The sequence below is a fragment of the Niveibacterium sp. 24ML genome (assembly GCF_026586805.1).
GTDB lineage: Bacteria > Pseudomonadota > Gammaproteobacteria > Burkholderiales > Rhodocyclaceae > Niveibacterium.
Genome location: NZ_JAPFHA010000068.1, coordinates 1 through 1,210, shown reverse-complemented (window position 1 = coordinate 1,210; position 1,210 = coordinate 1). Strand labels below are relative to the sequence as shown.

Sequence of the window (1,210 nt, the reverse complement as noted above, 5' to 3'; positions counted from 1 at the left end):
CAATGCCAGTCAGTTAACCGCTGTCTGGCATTTTTTTCGTCGGAAATTTGTGTGCTCGGTTCTTGACGACTCTGGGGAAGCTTCTACCGACGCGGCGAGGCGGCAGCACGAAGTGGCGTGACTGCTCCAGTAAAGCGGCCAGCTGCTTGGGCAAGGTGCCGGCGCTGTCCAGGCTGGGCAGCGAGAGCAGGCTCACGATGGCATAGCTGGCCGTGTGAAAGCTGATGCGCTGGGGTTCGACATTGACGTGCGCGGCCATCTCGCCCATCCAGCGCCGCAGCAGTGTGTAGGCGATCAGCACGCCCCAAAGCTCCTGTCGCACCAGCTCGGGCTGCTTGCTGCGCAGCACCGCCTGGCCCGCCTGCAAGGACTGCTTGATCTCCCTGAACCCCAGCTCGATCTCCCAGCGCTGGCTGTACAGCTCGGCGAGTTGCCGCGCCGGGTTGCTTCGAGCGTCCTGCAGCGAGGTGATGAAGCGCCGGATCCGTCCGCCCACGCTGAGCTCGATCAGTCGGGCCTGCCAGTGGCTGGGCAGCTCCGGGCGTGACTTGCGCGCTTGCGGCGAGACGGGCATGCGGATCAGGGCATCGCCCGGACCCAACTGCTCGACGATCTCGTGGCGCAAGTTGTCCTTGGCCCGCATCAGCCAGTGGCGCTGCTCGCCCGCAGCCTGCCAGTCCAGCAAAAAGGCGGCCGAGAAATAGGCCCGGTCGAACAGGGTCACCGAGTGATCCTCGCCCTGCAACTGTGCCGCCAGACTCAGCTCGCCGCTGCCCATGCCGCCGAGCTTGGCATCGAGCAGTTCGTGGCTGTGGGTGTCCATCAGGCAGGTGGCGCGGATTTGCGGCCAGGGCAAGGGGCCGTGCTGGGTGCTGCAACTGCCCAGTTGTGCACGGTTCTCGGGTGTGTCCGGGGCCGACCACACTACGCCGTCCACGGCCAACACTCGCAGCGACCCTGGGCTCGATGCAGCGCGGCTCCAAGCCCGGGTCAGCAGGCAAAACAGTTCGGCCAGCGGTTCTTCTCCGAGGCGCTGGCGGGCCTGCACACTGGCACTGGGTGCGGGCAGCGACTGCCCGTCCAGGCTCAGCTCCAGTTGCTGAACCACCTGCCACAGCGGCTGATTGCGAAACAGCGCCAGTCCGATCACCAGCCACACAGCGTGCTCGGCGGGCAGCTTGCGCCGCCGGATCGAGCCCTTGCCGCTAGC

1 protein-coding gene is annotated in these 1,210 nt (G+C 66.3%); it reads right to left on the bottom strand.

The window, feature by feature from the left end; all coding sequences use genetic code 11:
* Positions 1-13: 13 nt before the first annotated feature.
* Positions 14-1,210, bottom strand: a 1,197-nt coding sequence (locus OPU71_RS21200; RefSeq protein WP_267730099.1) for an IS4 family transposase, incomplete at its 5' end; no start/stop codon positions are given.